At 69.9% G+C, this 16,705-nt stretch carries 13 protein-coding genes; 6 read left to right on the forward strand and 7 right to left on the reverse strand.

Features of this window, described 5'->3' with window-relative positions; all coding sequences use genetic code 11:
• Window positions 1-24 precede the first annotated feature (24 nt).
• Window positions 25-1,395: a hypothetical protein gene (locus tag J7E45_RS03330; RefSeq protein WP_251053364.1), complete on the forward strand. Its 1,371-nt coding sequence runs from the start codon at window positions 25-27 to the stop codon at window positions 1,393-1,395.
• On the opposite strand, the gene J7E45_RS03335 is transcribed toward J7E45_RS03330, so the two are convergent.
• Window positions 1,341-4,868: an ATP-dependent DNA helicase gene (locus J7E45_RS03335; RefSeq protein ID WP_308162049.1), complete on the reverse strand. Its 3,528-nt coding sequence runs from the start codon at window positions 4,866-4,868 to the stop codon at window positions 1,341-1,343. The genes J7E45_RS03330 and J7E45_RS03335 overlap by 55 nt on opposite strands.
• Window positions 4,832-8,053 (reverse strand): ATP-dependent DNA helicase, encoded by a 3,222-nt coding sequence (locus J7E45_RS03340; protein ID WP_215067023.1) that lies wholly within the window; start codon window positions 8,051-8,053, stop codon window positions 4,832-4,834. Before J7E45_RS03340 ends, J7E45_RS03335 begins: the two co-directional genes overlap by 37 nt.
• Window positions 8,054-8,193: 140 nt before the next feature.
• On the opposite strand from J7E45_RS03340, the gene J7E45_RS03345 reads away from it, so the two are divergent.
• A complete protein-coding gene (locus J7E45_RS03345; RefSeq protein WP_091034081.1) occupies window positions 8,194-8,418 on the forward strand; it encodes a DUF3107 domain-containing protein in 225 nt (74 codons plus the stop codon).
• A 7-nt stretch (window positions 8,419-8,425) separates the two neighbouring features.
• Window positions 8,426-8,713, forward strand: coding sequence for a hypothetical protein (locus tag J7E45_RS03350; protein WP_215067025.1), 288 nt, complete (start codon window positions 8,426-8,428; stop codon window positions 8,711-8,713).
• 29 nt (window positions 8,714-8,742) lie between these two features.
• Here the strand turns inward: J7E45_RS03350 and J7E45_RS03355 are convergent, their stop codons facing one another.
• Window positions 8,743-9,456: a ferritin-like fold-containing protein gene (locus tag J7E45_RS03355; RefSeq protein ID WP_167634004.1), complete on the reverse strand. Its 714-nt coding sequence runs from the start codon at window positions 9,454-9,456 to the stop codon at window positions 8,743-8,745.
• 196 nt (window positions 9,457-9,652) lie between these two features.
• On the opposite strand from J7E45_RS03355, the gene J7E45_RS03360 reads away from it, so the two are divergent.
• On the forward strand, window positions 9,653-11,173 hold the full coding sequence (locus tag J7E45_RS03360) for a DEAD/DEAH box helicase (RefSeq protein ID WP_215067027.1): 1,521 nt from the start codon (window positions 9,653-9,655) through the stop codon (window positions 11,171-11,173).
• Between the two features lie 76 nt (window positions 11,174-11,249).
• Here the strand turns inward: J7E45_RS03360 and J7E45_RS03365 are convergent, their stop codons facing one another.
• Together J7E45_RS03365 and J7E45_RS03370 are read right to left on the reverse strand one after the other, a co-directional pair.
• Window positions 11,250-12,137 carry a DUF817 domain-containing protein gene (locus J7E45_RS03365; protein WP_215067029.1) on the reverse strand — a complete coding sequence of 296 codons (888 nt, stop codon included), beginning with the start codon at window positions 12,135-12,137 and terminating at the stop codon, window positions 11,250-11,252.
• 63 nt (window positions 12,138-12,200) lie between these two features.
• On the reverse strand, window positions 12,201-13,073 hold the full coding sequence (locus J7E45_RS03370) for a PHP domain-containing protein (RefSeq protein ID WP_215067031.1): 873 nt from the start codon (window positions 13,071-13,073) through the stop codon (window positions 12,201-12,203).
• A gap of 99 nt (window positions 13,074-13,172) precedes the next feature.
• Here J7E45_RS03370 and J7E45_RS03375 point away from each other — a divergent pair, with 99 nt between their 5' ends.
• Together J7E45_RS03375 and J7E45_RS03380 are read left to right on the forward strand one after the other, a co-directional pair.
• Window positions 13,173-14,195 carry an endonuclease/exonuclease/phosphatase family protein gene (locus J7E45_RS03375; protein WP_167634002.1) on the forward strand — a complete coding sequence of 341 codons (1,023 nt, stop codon included), beginning with the start codon at window positions 13,173-13,175 and terminating at the stop codon, window positions 14,193-14,195.
• 37 nt (window positions 14,196-14,232) lie between these two features.
• Complete coding sequence (locus J7E45_RS03380; protein ID WP_091034101.1) at window positions 14,233-15,654, forward strand: aminopeptidase P family protein; 1,422 nt, start codon at window positions 14,233-14,235, stop codon at window positions 15,652-15,654.
• 24 nt (window positions 15,655-15,678) lie between these two features.
• On the opposite strand, the gene J7E45_RS03385 is transcribed toward J7E45_RS03380, so the two are convergent.
• Together J7E45_RS03385 and J7E45_RS18145 are read right to left on the reverse strand one after the other, a co-directional pair.
• The gene (locus J7E45_RS03385) at window positions 15,679-16,329 is read right to left on the reverse strand and encodes an alpha/beta family hydrolase (RefSeq protein WP_215067033.1); all 651 of its coding nucleotides are present in this window, start codon (window positions 16,327-16,329) and stop codon (window positions 15,679-15,681) included.
• Window positions 16,329-16,685: a DUF4870 domain-containing protein gene (locus J7E45_RS18145; RefSeq protein ID WP_140403348.1), complete on the reverse strand. Its 357-nt coding sequence runs from the start codon at window positions 16,683-16,685 to the stop codon at window positions 16,329-16,331. Before J7E45_RS18145 ends, J7E45_RS03385 begins: the two co-directional genes overlap by 1 nt.
• Window positions 16,686-16,705 lie beyond the last annotated feature (20 nt).

Here is a 16,705-nt window from a genome sequence, read left to right on the forward strand (position 1 = left end):
CCTGAGCCCACCTACCCTGGGGGCATGGGACGCTCTCCATTCACTCTAGCCGCGGCAGTGACCGCCGCACTGCCCGGGGCGGAGGTCACCGGCGCCCGGAGCTTGAGCGCGGACGGCGACGCGCGGTTCGACTCGGCGGTGGCCTCGCTCGCCGACGGCCGTGAGCTCGCGATCCGTGTCGCAGACGATGACGACACCGCGCGTGAGCTCGCTGCCGAGGCACTCGCGTTGCGCGCACTGACCGACGGCGCACGGGCGATGCTCCCCTTCCGCGCTCCCGCCTACATCGGCGAGACCCGACTCGGCGACGCACGCGCCCTCGTGACCGAACTCCTCCCCGGGTTCCAGATCGAAGCCGCGCTGGTGCCGGCCGGGCGTGGCGCCGCCGAATCCATGGGCTCGTCGATCGCCGCCGTGCACGGCCTGCCGACATCGGTCGTCCGGGGTGCAGGGCTCGCCACTCGCAGCGCCGAGGAGAGCCGCGCGGAACTGGATCGCCTGATCGACACGGCCGCTGCCACCGGCCGCGTTCCCGCCCGACTCACGGTGCGCTGGCGCGATGCCGTCGCCGACGACGAGCTGTGGCGTTTCGAGTCCACCGTCATCCTGGGCGGCGTCCAGGCGACCTCGTTCCTGTTCGAAGACGACCCCGAGCGCGGCCCCGAAGTGGTCGGACTGCTCGGATGGCATGGACTCTCCGTCGGCGATCCGGCCCTCGATCTCTCCTGGCTCTCGGCGGCCCCGGACGCCGCCGCCGACGTGCACGCGTCATACGCCCGTGCTGTCGACCGCGCACCCGACAGCGGCCTCGAGGTGCGGGCGCGCCTGCTCGCCGAGCTGGAATTCGCCCGGTGGCTGGTGCACGGCGATTCGATGCGCCGCCCGGACATCGTCGACGATGCCGCCGCCCTGCTGGAGGCACTCGCCGAAGGTATCCGCGACGACGACCTCAACCTCATCGACTCTCGCGGCGTCGGCGTCGACTCCGCCCTCGACGCCCTCGACCGTGTTCCCCAAGACGCCGCCGCGGAGATCGACACGTCGATGCACACCGATGCGTACAACCCGGAGGAGCTGTGGGCGAACACCCCCGACGAGTCGGACCCGGCGCAGACCGAGACCGCATCGCACGACCGGCTCCCGAGCACCAGAACCGAAACCGGCCGTCGCCCCGACGAGAGCGCGCACCGGGCGGAGATGCTGAACATCGAGACCGAAGACCTCTCGGGCGTCGCGAGCCTGTTCGCCGGCACCAGCGGCGCCGCCGGAGCACGCGAGGACTCGCACCCCCTCGCCCCGCGCGAGGACACCGACGACGACGGGGAAGACTCCGATGAGGCTCAGCGCGCCGCGCGAGCGGCACTCCAGCGCTGGAAGAGCTCTTCCTCCGAATAGACGCGGTCGCCGCGGATGATCAGATCGTCCGCCACGTAGTACAACGCCACGTCGATGTCGTCGAGCGGCACCTCGAATCGCCGATGATAGGCCAGGCGGTAGAGCGCGAGCTGCAGCATCCGCTCGTCGCGCTCCTGTGGTGTGCGCGGCGCCCGACCGGTCTTCCAGTCGACGATCTCGATTCGGTCGCCGCGGTCGGCGCGCCGGTACACCGCGTCGAGCTTGCAGATCACGATGTGGGCCCCACCCCGGTGTTCCGCCTCAGGCAGTCCGGACCCGAGGGCGAAATCGATCTCGATTTCCACGGCGATCGGCTTCAGCGCGCCCCATTCGCTGCGCTCGAAGGTCTCCTGCAGGGCAGCGAGGTCGGCCGCGTCGGCTGACGCGCCCGAGCCTTCTCGGACGGGATCCGGCCCGGTCTCGTCCTCGTCGATCTCCCAGAGCGCCTCGTCGACGCGACTGCCGACTCCGACGAGCTCGGACCGCTGCTCGACCCAGGCGTGGAACAGGGTGCCGAGGCGCGTCTGCCGATAGGGGCGTTCCGGCATGGGGCGCACGATCGACGACAGCGTTCCCGAGAAATCGGTCACGTAGTCCTTGAATCGTGAGGCGGGCACACGCGTCGGGGCCTCGGCATCGGTCCCGCGCTGGCGGGCCGCGCGCTCGGCCAGCAGACGCTCGAGCTCGATCGTCGGCTCGGCCGTCCCGGCCCGCATCGCCTCCTCGACAGACGTGGCGGCTGCGGAGACGACCGCCCTCCGCGCTCCCAGCGGATCGAGCGGCCAGCGAAGCGTGGACCCGGGACCGTCGTACGGATTGTCGTCCGGGTCCACCGTCTCGATCGGCTCGAGGCCACGCACCTCGATCGCCTCGATGAGGAAGGGACTCGGCGTGCGCGGGGCCTTCTGACCGGCCCAGTGCGCACCGCTGAGAAGCAGATCCGTCCGCGCACGGGTGACCGCGACGTAGGCGAGGCGCCGCTCTTCCTGCTGCTGGTACGCACGGTAGGCGTCCTTGAACCGCTTGAGCGCGCCCCCGTGCGGGTTCGCTTTCGTCGCACCGCCCGAGAGCGAGGCCTGCGCGAGCTTCTGCCTCTTCGCGGGATCGGCCTCGCCGCCCATGGCCTCGACGGGGTCCCACTCGAACCGCGGCAACGCGTCCCGGTCACCCCGCAGGGCGAACGGCACGACGCCGAACCCGAACCAGCCAGAGGTGTCGGAGACCCTGCTCGGAAGCTCGTCGGCCACCAGCCGGACCACGGCGACTGCATCCCACTCGAGTCCCTTGGACCCGTGGATGGTGAGCAGCTGCACGACACCCGCCTCCGGCGGCTCGGGCCGCGGCATCAGCTCATCCGTGCTCTCGGCCTTGTCGAGCCAGGCGAGCAGGCTGCCGATGCTCCCCCGCTCGTCGGCCGCGAGGAACGCCCGCACCTCGTCGGCGAAGGCACGCAGCTGCGTGGCCGCGATACGTGCGGGGCCCCTCGTCTCGTTGGCCGCGAGCTCGATGTCCAGGCGGAGTTCGAGCTCGATGAGTCGGATCAGCTCCGGGATCGGCTGCGACGAGGCGCGTCGGAGCCGTTCCAGCATCTCCCCCGCTGCTCTGACCCGCGCCCGCCCGTCGGGGGTGATCGATTCGAGCAACCGGTAGTCGTCGCGCACCGCGCGCACCACGTCGACCGCGTCGATGATCGACACCGCCTCGTCCGCGCCGCGGGAAGATCGCAGCCGTGCCCGCACTTCTTCAGGGAGGGGCGCCATCGCGGTGTCGCGCTCGGACAGAGTACGCCCCAGGTCATAGAGGGCCGCCATGTCGGCGACGCCGACGCCGAACCGGGGGCCGGTGAGCAGGCGAATCAGCGCAGACCCCGCGGTGGGGTCGTGCACGACGCGAAGGGTCGAGACGACGTCGACGACCTCCGGTGTCGCGAGGAGTCCACCGAGGCCGAGGATACGGTGCGGGACGCCGCGGCCGGCGAGCGCCGCCGCGAAGGTCTGCATGTGCCGTTTGGAGCGGAACAGGATCGCACCGGTGTGGGGAATCGTTGTGTGGCCCGCGCCGCCCGCACGCGCTTCGTGTTCCGCCCGCCGCTCGACGAACCAATCCGCGACGGCTGCGGCCTCCTCGTCGACAGTGAACGGGAATCTCACGGTGACCGTGCCTTCGCCCGCTCCGGGGCGGGGTTCGAGCGGCGGGACATCGAGCCCCGGCCGCTGCAGCGGCTCGAGCACCCGGTTCGCGATGTCGAGGATGCCCCGGTCGTTCCGCCAGCTCGTCATGAGGCTGTACGTCGTCGCTGTTCCCGTTCCCGAGAAGGTTCCCGAGAAGGCGTACAGGTTGTCGGCGCTCGCACCGCGCCAGCCGTAGATGGACTGGTGCGGGTCGCCGACCGCCATCACCGCGGAATCACGGAAGAGCTCGGCGAGGAAGCGCGTCTGGATCACCGAGGTGTCCTGGTACTCGTCGAGGAGCACGACGCGATGCTGCTCACGGAGTTCAGCGCGGACGTCGGGAGCGGACTCGACGATGTCGTAGGCGCCACTGACCTGATCGGCGAAGTCCAGCACGCCACGGCGTTGCTTCGCATCGATGTAGTCGCGCACCAGGCGTGCGATCGTCGGCAGACTGAGCAGGTTGACCGCCGCCTTCTCGACATCGGCATTGCCGCGATACGGCTCGAACGCCAGCGCCTGCTCCCCCGCGATCCGCTCGGCCAGGTCGAGGTCGACGCGATGATCGAGGGCGTCGCCCGCGAGCCGCTGCACCGCGTCGATGATCGTGGCGAGCGCGTAGTCGATGTTCTCCAGCTCGGGAAGATCGCTGCGGAGGACGACCTCGCGCGCCAGCATCCACGAGGCTGCCTGGCTGAGCATGGCGACGTCGGGATCCCGGCCGATCCGCGCCGCGTGTTCGCGGACGATGCCGTCGGCGAACGCGTTGTACGTCGAGACGCGCGGCCGGACCATGAGGTCTTCGGCCGATCGAGGCGTCGCCGGATCCCACCCGGTGCCGTGGTGCGCGGCAAGCTCATCGAGCACGTGCGCGCGCACGAGCTCGCGCTGGCGGCCCGGCACCGCCTCGTCGACACGACGCAGTGCCCCCGCGCGCACGATCTCGGGCACGTGCGGCAGAAGACCTCGGCGTCCGTACTCGTCGATGACCGCGAGCCGGTGTCCGATCCGTTCTGCGAGCTCGCCCGCCGCCTTCCTGGTGAACGTCAGACCGAGGATCTCGTCTCGCCGCACGTGTCCGTTCGCGACCAGCCACACCACGCGCCCCGACATCGTCTCGGTCTTGCCGCTGCCGGCGCCGGCGACGACGAGCGCGGGCTCGGGTGGCGCCTCGATCACGCGCTGCTGCGCAGGTGTGGGCGACGGCTGACCGAGCGCGGCGGCGATATCGGTGGCGGAGATCCCCTCGCCACCGCTCCACGCGGTCACGAGCTCACCGCCGGCACCGTGTGGATGCGACACGGATGCACGCGGCGCTGGGTGTCCGCACAGTGCGACTCCACCTGCGCGGTGAAGCTCGATGCCGACATGCCGCGCGCGGCATCCGACACCCTCCGCAAGAAGGCGGAGCGCGATTCGTCACTCAGCGTGTGCTGATGCGCGATGCGATAGTCGCTCTTGGAAAGCGTCTTCGAGACGATCACGAGCCGCGCCCCCGCCAGCGACGTCGGCGGAGCACCCTCGACGAGCCCCTCCTGGACCGCGACCTGATAGGCGGCCAGCTGCGCGTGCTCGACGACGCCGGAGTCGGATTCCGGGTCGTTCTTCCCGGTCTTCAGATCGACGACGACCACCGGGCCTTCTTGACCGCCCGACATCGGCTCCCAGCCGCGCCCGCGGGCGTGGGAATGCTCGCCGGCCGCCGGCGGATAGGCCTCGACCCGGTCGATGTACCCATGGATGGCGGCCTGATTCGCCCGGTCTTCCCCCACCGGATGCACGGTCGGCACGGCTTCGCCCTCCGCATCCGGCGCCACGTCGACGGCGAAGCGGAACTCCATCTCGCTGCCGATCACGCGGCCGCCCTCGCGCCGCACATCGCCGAGATAGGTGTGCAGGCGGTTCACGAGCACGTCGGCACGCCGCCGCTCCTTGCGGCCGATCCACTCGGTCTCGAAGTCGAGCTCGGGCCAGTGCTCCTCGACGATCGCCCGCATCCGCTCCAGGTCGCCGTCGGGAACGCGCTCCATCGCTTCGTGCACGATCGTGCCGATCCCGGCGGTCGGCGGCATCACCGTATCGCCGCCGAGCGCCGAGACGACCCAGTTGAGGCCGCACTCCTCATACGACTCCATCTTCGACGGCGAGACCCGCGCACCCGTGACCGCGAGATCTCGGAGTGGGGCGTCGCTCGACGCGGGGGTGATTCCGTACCACTCGGCCGGATCGGACCCGGGCACCCCCTCCCGGGCGAGCACGGCGAGCTGCCCGGCGGCGTCGCGTCTGAGCGACTCCGCGTGGGCGGTGGTGAGGCTGCGTCGATGCCGTGCGACCAGTCCGCGCAGGGTGAGAGGATGCTCGGCTGACGCGTGGCGTTCCGGTGGTTCCGGGGCCGGCAGGAACCCGAAGAAGGGACTCGGCGTGAGATCGTCGTCGTCGACCGCCGTGATCAGAAGGCGATCGCGCGCACGCGAGACCGCGCGGACGAACAGCCGGAGTTCGTCGTGGAGTGCCGCTCGCCGGCGATCCAGCACACCCGCGGGCTCGGTGCTGATACCGGTGCGAGCCGCGTGCATCGCATCTGCCAGCCGCCACGTCTGCAGCAGTCCGCCGCGCAAGCGCACGTTCGGCCAGATGCCGTCCTGCACCCCCGCGACGACCACCGCGTCGAACTCCGTTCCGAGCGCGGTCGCCGGGGTCAGGAGCGTGACCCTGCCCGGGCGGTCGGGAGTCGACAGCGAATCCTCGGGGACTTCGCTGTCGAGGATGTCGCGCACGAAGGTGTGCGGCTTCTCGTTGGGAGTGCGCTCGACGAACCTCTTCGCCGCATCGAAGAGCGCGACGAGGGCGTCGAGTGAGCGCGCCGTCTCGGCGCCGGTCGGCACCTGCGAGATCTCTCGCCAGGCGACCTGCAGCCGACGACCGTCCACGGCGCGGGCCTGGTCCCACACCCGCCACAGCAGATCGTGGATCGTCTCCCCCTGAGCGGCCGCTCTGGCCGTGGCCTCGATCGTCTCGGCGAAGCGCTCGGCCGTGCGCGACTCCGGCGCGTCGATGAGGGTCAGGTGCGACGGATTGGCCATGGCCTGCCGCAGCAGCTCTCGCGCGGGGGTCGCGCCGCCCTGCTCGAGCTCGACGTGTCGGAGCCGCGCGCGGAGTCGCCGCAGTCCGATCGCGTCCATCCCCCCGAACGGGGTGCGCATGGCCTCTTCGAGCGCTTCGGATGTGCGCTCCTCCGTCGGGGTCAGCGCCAGCCGGACGATGCCGACGATGTCTCGCACGATGCCCTCGCTGCCGAGCGGACGCTGCACTCCGGCGGCCCTGGTGGGTATCTCCCGGGCGGCGAGCTCGGTCTCGAGGGTCGTCACCTGTCGGGTGTCGTGGGCGATGACGGCCATCCGGTCCCAGCGGATCCCCTCGGCGAGATGCCATTCCCGCATCACACCGGCGATGCGATCGAGCTCCTCGTAGGGCGAGGGGGCGACGAAGGTCGAGACCCGGGCGTCGATCTCCTCCGCTGTCACCGGCACGGGAGCACGTCGATGCTCCACCCTGCCGGAGACACCGATCGCCTGCGTCACGGTCCGCGTGAGGGCGGTGAGCGCCGGCTGCTGGCGATGTGCACCGTCGAGCACATGCACATCTCCGAGCGCGCCCGCGAGCTGGGCGAACAGCTCAGGGCTCGCTCCGCGGAAGGAACCGGACGAGATGTCGGGGTCGCCGAACGCCAGAACGGCGATGCCGCGGCCACGCAGGCTCCGGACCATGGCGATCCCGCCGCGGGTGAGCTCCTGCGCGTCGTCGATCAGCACCACGCGCAGGGGCGCCAGAGGGCCGAGCGTCGCGGCGTCGGCCCCCTGCAGGATCGTGCTCGCCTCGCTCAGGAGATCGGCCGCGTCGCGGTGCGCAGAACGCAGCGCATCGAGCACCGTCCGATACTCGACCAGGAACTCGGCCGCCGCGGCCCACACATCGTTGCCCGACGCTCGGAGCTCGTCGGGGTGGACACCGATCTCGGTGCACTCCGCCAGGAACGCCCGAAGCTCGGAGCGGAATCCCTTCGATGCGCGAACCGAGGCGCTGAGGGCATCCGGCCAGGGGATGCGCCCGTCTTCCGTGTCACCGGCGAGGAGCTCCGCGATGATACGGTCCTGGTCTGCGCCGGTGAGCAGCGCGGGCGGTTCCGCGCCCTCTCGCACCATCGCTCCGCGGACCAGCTGGAAGGCGAAGGACCCGAGTGACCGCGCCAACGGGCCGGGGGTGGCCTGACCGATGCGCACGCCGATGCGATCTCGCAGCGCCGTCGCCGCCTGACGACTCGGGGTGAGCGCGAGGACCTCTTCGGGTCGCAGCCCCTGCGCGTCGAGCAGATGCACCACACGGTCGACGAGGGTGCGGGTCTTCCCCGTTCCCGGTGCGCCGATGATGACGCCCGATGCCGACGGCTCCGCGGCGATCACAGCTCGCTGCGCGGCATCCGATGTCATGTCCTCCACGCTATCCGGACGCGCGGACATCGGCGTGCGTCCTCGCCTGTGCGCTCAGGGCGAAACCACCGCGGTCGGCCGATCCGGCCCGAGGCGCGCGGGGTAGAGTTGGGCCAGTCCCCGAACTTCAAGGAGCACGCGTGGAAATCCGCATCGGCATCATCAACACCGGCCGTGAACTGAGCTTCGACACCGGCGCGAGCGCGGACGAGGTCCGCACCCAGGTCGCCACGGCGCTGGAGCAGAACTCGACGCACGTGAGCTTCGCCGATGTGAAGGGCAACTCGTACATCGTCCCGACCGCGAACCTCGCCTACATCGAGCTGGGCACCGAGGAATCGCGCCGCGTCGGCTTCGTCGCCTGATCCGACGATGTATATCCTCCTCGCACTCGTCGGGGCGTGCGCGCTGGGAATCGCGGTGCACTTCCTGATCGGTGACCGCGAGCTGCGCGGGGTCGTCCTCGCCCCCGCCATCGCGACGGCCGCATCGGCGATCCTCTACACGGGCCTGCAGTGGCTGGGCGTCGGCGAGGACAGCATCTGGCTGTGGCTCGCGAGCGTGCTCGGCGCCGCCGTGATCGCCGCCGTCGGGACCATGTCCATCACGGCGCTGCGCAAGCGCTCCGACTCGGCGACGAGGACCGCACTGGGCATCTGACCCGGACGCCCCTTGGTCCGCGGCGGCCTCTAGGACGCGAGGCCCATCGCATCCATGCGTCGCGCGTGCGCGCCCATCAGCTCGGTGTACACCGGCTCGATGCGGGCGTCGTCGACGTCGAGCAGCTCGGGACGCAGAGCCGAGCGGCAGACGAGGATCGTGTCTCCGACCAGTCGCCGCGCCCACATCGACAGCAGCGAACGCCACTCCTCGTCGCTCTCGATCGTCTCCTGGATGATCGCGACGATCTCGTGGCCGGCGTCGTCCTCTCGCAGGATCTGCGCGACCCGGCGGCCGGTGTCGCCGTAGCTCGAGGCGAGCGCGAGGTAGAAGTCGTCGAGCATCCCCGCGGTGATGTAGACCGCCAGCAGGGTCTCACGCGGACGCGCACCGATCGTCTTGCGTCGGAACGCGTCGAGGTGCTCGCGGAACGGCAGCATCACCTGCGTGGGATCTCCGCCGCGCTCGGCGATGACCTCGACGATGCCGCGGTGTTTCGTCAGCGCTGCTCCGGCCGCGCGCGACAGCGACTCTTTCTCGGACAGCTCCGGCGTCGCTCGGATCAGCCGGGTGAGCGTCTCGAAATACCCCAGCTGCAGATAGGCCGCCTGGCCGAGGAAACGATCCAGTTCGGGGGCGAGTTCGGCGAAGTCGATGCGCGTGGCATCGCTCTGCTCCCCTCGACTGCGCAGAGCGAGGGTACGCCGCGGCGCGTCTTCGCGCTGCCAGAACCACTTAACCACGAGGTCTTCCTCCCGAGTCCGCCACGTCGTTCACAATACCCGCGCCGCGACCTTCTCCCGGGTCCTGACGACCCCTCGGGTAGGCTGGGCGTGTCCCCGCCGTCGGAGCGGGGCCCCGCGCCTGTGGCACAAGAGACGGCGTGGCTCCGTTTACGTGGCGATCCCCCAGGCTCGCCGGACAGGCAATCTGAATAAAGTGACAACTTTCGCCGATCTCGGCATCGATCAGGACATCGTCGACGCGCTCGCCGCCAAGGGCATCGTCGACGCGTTCCCGATCCAGGAGCAGACCATCCCCCTCGGCCTTCCCGGCCAGGACATCATCGGCCAGGCGAAGACCGGAACGGGAAAGACCTTCGGGTTCGGCATCCCCGTCGTCCAGCGCCTCGGCAAGGACCCGGAGCACGGCGTCAAGGCACTCATCGTGGTGCCGACCCGCGAGCTCGCGGTGCAGGTCTACGAAGACATCGACCTGCTCACCAGCAACCGTTCCACCAGCGTCGTCGCCATCTACGGCGGCAAGGCGTACGAGGGGCAGATCGACCAGCTCAAGGCCGGCGCACAGATCGTCGTCGGCACCCCCGGTCGCCTGATCGACCTCGCGGGCCAGCGCCTGCTCGACCTCTCGAACGCGACCGAGGTCGTGCTCGACGAGGCCGACAAGATGCTCGACCTCGGCTTCCTCGCCGACATCGAGAAGATCTTCCAGAAGGTCCCGGCGGTCCGCCACACGCAGCTGTTCTCGGCGACCATGCCCGGCCCGATCGTGGCGCTCGCCCGCCGCTTCATGTCGAACCCGATCCACATCCGCGCGAACGACCCGGACGAGGGCCTCACGCAGGCGAACATCAAGCACCTCGTCTACCGCGCGCACTCGATGGACAAGGACGAGATCATCGCCCGCATCCTGCAGGCCGAGGGTCGCGGCAAGACGGTCATCTTCACGCGCACGAAGCGCGCTGCACAGCGCCTCGTCGATGAGCTCGGCGACCGCGGCTTCAACGTCGGCGGCGTGCACGGCGACATGGGCCAGGACCAGCGCGAGCGCTCGATGGCCGCGTTCAAGGCCGGCAAGCGCGACGTGCTCGTCGCCACCGACGTCGCGGCCCGCGGCATCGACGTCGACGACGTCACGCACGTGATCAATCACACCATCCCGGATGAGGACAAGACGTACCTGCACCGCGCCGGCCGTACCGGTCGCGCGGGCAAGACCGGCATCGCGGTCACGTTCGTCGACTGGGAGGACCTGCACAAGTGGGCCCTCATCAACCGCGCCCTCGAGTTCGGCCAGCCGGATCCGACCGAGACCTACTCGTCGAGCCCGCACCTGTTCGAGGACCTCGACATCCCGCAGGGCACCAAGGGCCGTCTCGTTTCGGCTCCGAAGACCGAGTCGGTCAAGACCGAGCGCACCCGCCGTCCCGAACGGGCTGCGGATGCCGCGGCCGAGGGCACCGATGAGGGTGGCACGCGCCGCCGTCGTCGTCGCCGCAACAGCACCACCCCGGTCGGTTCGACCTTCGCCGAAGGCGCTGCCGAGTCCACGTCGGACGAGGGTCAGTCCGCGCCGGCAGCCGACCGTGGCGCCGAGGGCGCCGGCACACACGACGGTGCGGGCAAGGAACACCACGACGGCAAGCCGGCCCCGGCACGTCGTCGCCGGCGTCGTCGCGGCGGTTCCGGCGCAGGAGCGGCTCCGGTCGCCGGAGCCTGACAGACCTCAGCAGCTCACGAAGGGCGCGTACTGCGGACGATCATCCGCAGTACGCGCCCTTCGTCGTGCACCCGGATCAGACCGGCGCTCGAGCGGCCTGCCCTCGTTGCAGCAACGCGGCAGGAACTTGTGGCGGATATACCCACGCGACGAGGACGACCGAGATGATCATGAGCAGGAACCACGAGGTCAGCTTGCTCGGAGACACCGGCTGCCAGCCCTCGGCCTGGTCGGGATACGCCCAGGCACCCGCCCAGGTGCCGATGTTCTCGGCGAGATAGATGAACACGGCGACACCGGCGAAGACGGCCAGGAGCGGTAGCCGGATCGTGCGACGCCACACGCGGGCGTGCATGACGGTGGGCAGCCACAGCAGCACGACGCCGATCAGCAGCACCCAACGCGCGTCCCACCACCAGTGGTGCGCGAAGAAGTTGACGTAGATCGCGACCGCGAGGATCGCCGTCATCCACCGACGCGGATACCTCTCGAAGCCCAGGTCGAAGAGGCGGTAGACGCGCACCATGTAAGACCCGACCGCGGCGTACATGAAGCCGCTGAACAGGGGCACCCCGCCGATGCGCAGGAATCCGTCCGCGGCATAGGCCCACGATCCGACATCGGTCTTGAACAGCTCCATCACGGTGCCGGTGATGTGGAACAGCACGATGACCCACAGCTCTCGACCGCTCTCCAGCCGGAAGGCGAGCATCGCCGCCTGGATGAGCACCGCGGCGATCGTCAGCGCATCGTTGCGGGCGAGCGCCGCATCGTCGGGGTACCAGATCCGCGCTGCGACGATCACGACGAGCAGTGCCGCCCCGAAGATGCACGCCCATGCCTGCTTCAGCACGAACACCGCGAACTCGATCAGGCCGGCGCGGATGCCGTTCGCCGGGGCGCCACGGAGGACGCGGTGAGCGATCGCATCGACGCGCCGCTCCAGGGAAGTCGGTCGCTGCATGCCTCGGACGGTATCGGTCGCCGTCGACAGCCCGCCGGGAGATGACCGAGAGAATGCCGAGGATCAGGGATAACGCGGGGAGATGCCGGTGCTGCGTGCTATGAGCCGCGCGACCATCTCGTCGGACGTGGTGTTCTCGCCCGGACGGTTCGGTTTGCCGCTGCCGTGATAGTCGCTGGACCCGGTGACGATGAGGTCGTGCTCGGCGGCGATCTCCCGCAGCTTCCGCTTGCCGGCCTCGGTGTTCTCGCGATGGTCGATCTCGAAGCCACCGAGGCCGGCGTCGATCAGTCGCTCGATGAACGACACCGGCATCATCCGGTCGCGTCCCGACGTCACGGGGTGCGCGATGACGGCCACTCCCCCGGCCTCCGTGATCAGCCGTACGGCGGTGAGGGGATCCGGTGCGTAGTGCGGCTCGTAGTACCCCTCGCGCGGGTGCAGGATGCCGTCGAACGCCTCGGTCCGGTCGCGGACGATGCCGCGGGCGATCAGCGCGTCGGCGATGTGGGGGCGCCCCACCGTCGCATCCAGGTTCGTCTGCGCGACGACGTCCTCCCAGTGGAGGTCGTAGTCCCGCCCGATGTTCCGAACGATGCGCTCGGCACGGCCGATCCGGTCTCCGCGGATGCGATCGGTCTCGGCGCGCAGCGCCTCGTTCTCGGGGTCGAAGAGATAGCCCAGTACGTGCACACTGCGCCATTCGTGCTTGGCTGAAAGCTCCATGCCGGGGATGAAGGTCATTCCGAGCGCGACGGCCGCATCGCCCGCCTCGGCCCACCCGGTGGAGCGGTCGTGGTCGGTGAGCGCCGCCGTGCGGATCCCGTGCGCGTGGACCTGCCGCATCACCTCGGCCGGCGACTCCGTGCCGTCGGACTGGTGGGAGTGCAGGTGCAGGTCGGCGGGACCGGCGAACCCGGCAGACGGAGTGGCCATCCTCCGAGCGTACCGAGCGTCACCCGCACCGGGCGCGGAGGCGCACGGAGGGGATGTCGGGGCAGGGACTTCACAGGCGGCGCTTCTAGGCTGGAGGGGATGTTTCGACTACTGGGGATCCTCTTCACCGTGCTGCTCGCGATCGCGACGGCGATCGTCGTGTGGCCGCAGTTCTTCCACCTCGAGCAGACCTATCCCTTCGCGCAGCTCGTCTCCGTCCGCGGCCTGGTCCTCGGCGGCTTCCTCATCATCGTGGTGCTCGCCCTCCTGCTGCTGTTCGCACGGCCGCTTCGCGGGTTCGCCGCGTCGGTGCTGATCGTCGCGCTGTTGGGAGCGAGCGCCACCGCACTGATCGGAGCCAGCAGAGGCTTCGGAGCGACCGCCCTTCCGGAGAAGACCGACAGCAGCGTTCGAGTGCTCACCTGGAACACCGCGGGCGAGGCCGTGTCGGCCGACGTGATCGCACAGCGCATCCTTGACCAGGGCGCGGACGTGGTCGCGCTGCCCGAGACCACCGAAGAGGTCGGTGAGCGAATCGCCATCATGCTGAGGGAGCAGGGGCACCCGATGTGGGTGCACCACGTGCAGTTCCGTCCCGATGTGCAGGACGGACCGCAGTCCTGGCAGACCACGGTCCTGGTCGCCCCCGACCTCGGCGAGTACTCCGTGATCGAGTCGGCGAAGGACGGCACCAGCAACACGGGTTCCGTGCCCAGCGTCGTCCTGATGCCGATCGACGGCACAGGTCCCACGATCGTCGCCGTGCACGCGGTCGCACCGCGCATGGAAGAGATGCAGCAGTGGCAGACCGATCTGCAGTGGATCGCCGACCAGTGCCCGCAGGGGGACTTCATCCTGGCGGGAGACTTCAACGCGACGATCGACCATATGGCCGGACTCGGCGTGGAGGGCGGCGACATCGGCTACTGCCGTGACGTGGCGGCGCGCACCGGCAACGGCGTCACCGGCACCTGGCCGAGCTCGCTCCCGCCGCTCGCCGGTGCGCCGATCGACCACGTGATGGCCTCGCAGAACTGGACGCCGACCGGCTCCGTCGTGCTCGACGATGCCGGCGGCAGCGACCACCGTGCGCTCGTCGTGCAGTTGGAGCCCGCCGGCTGAACTCCCGTGTACTCCCTGCAGATGACAGACTGGAGGGATGAGCACCGGAGAGCGCGACACGATCGCAGAACCCACCGTCGAAGCATCGGCCGAGAACAGCACCACGAACCGCAAGCAGCCGTTCCCCCAGGGCTTCCTCGACACCATCTCCACCGGCTGGGCCGAGCGCCCGGAGACCCTTCCGGCTCCCCGCGCACAGGCCGCCTACGCCGCCGTCCGCCGTGCCGCCGTCTCGGCCGCATTCCCCGGCAAGCGCCTGGTGATCCCCGCCGGCTCCCTCAAGCAGCGCAGCAACGACACCGACTACGTCTTCCGGGCGCACTCCGCCTTCGCGCACCTCACCGGATGGGCGTCGGACGCGGAGCCCGACTCGGTACTGGTCTTCGCGCCCACCGACTCGGGGCATGACATCACGCTCTTCTTCCGCGAGCGTGCCGACCGGACGACGACCGAGTTCTACGCCGATGCCACGGTCGGCGAGTTCTGGATCGGCCCCCGCCCGTCCCTGGCTGGCGTCGCCGCCGACCTCGACATCGCCACCGCCCACCTCGACGAGCTCGAGGCCGTGGCGGGCGAGCTCGTGCTCGAAGACGACGAGGCGCTGACCCGATTCGTCTCCGAGCTGCGCCTCATCAAGGACGAGTTCGAGATCGCCGAGATGCGCCGTGCGGTCGAGATCACGGCCGACGGGTTCGACGACATCATCCGCGAGCTTCCCGCCGCCGTCGCCCACGCCCGCGGCGAGCGCGTCGTCGAAGGAGTGTTCCACCGCCGGGCCCGCGAAGACGGCAACGGCGAGGGCTACGACACGATCGCCGCCTCGGGTCCCCACGCCTGCTACCTGCACTGGACGCGCAACGACGGCACCGTCGTCCCCGGCGACCTGATCCTGGTCGATGCCGGTGTCGAGGCCGACAGCCTGTACACGGCCGACATCACCCGCACGCTTCCCGTCTCCGGCACGTTCACCGAGGTGCAGCGCCGCGTGTACGAGACGGTGCGCGAAGCAGCGGATGCGGCCTTCGCTGCGGCGCGGATCGGTGTGCGGTTCCGCGATGTGCACGGCGCGGCCATGAAGGTCATCGCCGAGCGCACCGCCGAGTGGGGCCTGCTTCCGGTCACCGCCGAGGAGGCGCTCGATGCCGACAAGGGCGGCCAGCACCGCCGGTACATGGTGCACGGCACCTCGCACCACCTCGGCATCGATGTGCACGACTGCGCGCAGGCACGTCGGGAGATGTACTACGACGGCATCCTGGCCCCGGGCATGGTGTTCACGATCGAGCCCGGCCTGTACTTCCAGATCGACGACCTGACGGTTCCGGCCGAGCTCCGCGGGATCGGCGTGCGCATCGAAGACGACATCCTCATGACCGAAGACGGTCCGGTCAACCTGTCGGCGGACATCCCGCGCACGGCCGACGAGGTCGAGGCCTGGATCGCCCGACTGAAGGCCTGACACGGCACGTCGCCGAGTTCGCCGCTAGCGGCGTGTGAACTCGGCGACGATCGGCGCGAGAGATGCGCCGATCTCGGATGCGGGACGCTTCTGTCCCTTCACCTCGAAGGTATGGCCGCCGCCCTCGATCCAGACGACTCGGGCATCCTGACAGGACGCGACCGCTTCTTCGAACTGCGAGATCGGCTGGATGAAAGGGTCGTTCGTCCCCTCGACGAACAGCTGCGGAACCGCGATGGCCGGCAGATGCTCCACGCGCGGCTTCTCGGGCCTGCCCGGTGGGTGCAGCGGATAGCCGAGGTACGCCAGGCCGTCGACGATGAGTCCGTCCGCGACGGCCATGGACGCCATGCGTCCGCCGTAGGACTTGCCTGTCGCCCACACCGTGTTTCCCGGTTCCTGCGCGCGGGCGAACGCCACAGCGGCCTGCCACGTCGACATGGCGTGCGCCGCGGGTCCGGGCATCTTCCTGCCCTGCTCCACGTACGGGAAGTTGAAGCGCAGAGTGGAGAAACCGAGTCCGCCGAGGGCCTCCGTGAACCCTGTGAGGAACGGATGGTCCTTGCCGGTGCCGGCACCGTGCGCGACGAGCACCGTCATGCCGTTCTCGCCCGCGGACCAGTCCGCGCTCACCACGGTCGGCCCCGTCGGGAGATCGACCTGGATCGTCGTCATCAGGCGCGCGCGAAGGGGATGGCGAAGGGGACGCGCATGACGCCTCCCGACGACACCCGCACCGTGCCGATGATCACGAGCACGACGTGCAGCAGCGAGACGGCGAAGTACAACGTGATGGGGATGCCCAGAGGGAAGAACCCGGTGGACGCGGTGCCCTGCGAGGTCAGGGTGATGAGCAGCACGAAGTGCATGACGAGGAGCACCGTCGACACCATCAGGTAGGTCAGTCCCCAGTTCAACGCCGATCGCGCGTTCTCCGCAGCGGGTCCGCCGGCTCGTCGCGCCGATGCTCCGCTGACAGCCATCGCGAGGCCCGACGCGAGCCCTCCGATGAACGGGAAGGGGATGAGCACCAGGAAACCGAGCGCCCACG

The sequence above is a fragment of the Microbacterium sp. ISL-59 genome, from assembly GCF_018613945.1.
Lineage (GTDB): Bacteria > Actinomycetota > Actinomycetes > Actinomycetales > Microbacteriaceae > Microbacterium > Microbacterium oxydans_B.